This window comes from Vibrio sp. 10N.222.49.C9 (assembly GCF_041474985.1).
In the GTDB taxonomy this organism is placed as follows: domain Bacteria; phylum Pseudomonadota; class Gammaproteobacteria; order Enterobacterales; family Vibrionaceae; genus Vibrio; species Vibrio crassostreae_C.
The window spans coordinates 1-211 of sequence record NZ_JBFRVD010000873.1; the positions used below are offsets into that span (position 1 = coordinate 1).

1 protein-coding gene is annotated in these 211 nt (G+C 43.1%); it reads left to right on the forward strand.

Annotated features, from left to right (window positions below; all coding sequences use genetic code 11):
• A partial coding sequence (locus tag AB4585_RS26015; RefSeq protein ID WP_372171658.1) for an ATP-binding cassette domain-containing protein occupies positions 1–211 on the forward strand: 211 nt, incomplete at both ends.

The following is a 211-nucleotide window of genomic DNA, read 5'->3' on the forward strand; positions in this document are numbered from 1 at the left end:
GTTAAAGTACTTTCTGGTGGTGAACAAGGTCGTATGCTTCTGGGCAAGATCATGATGCATAAGCCAAACATTCTACTTATGGATGAACCAACCAACCACATGGATATGGAGTCAATCGAGTCATTGAACTTGGCGCTTGAGAACTACAAAGGCACCTTGTTCTTCGTTTCTCATGACCGTGTATTTGTAGATTCTTTGGCAACGCGTATCC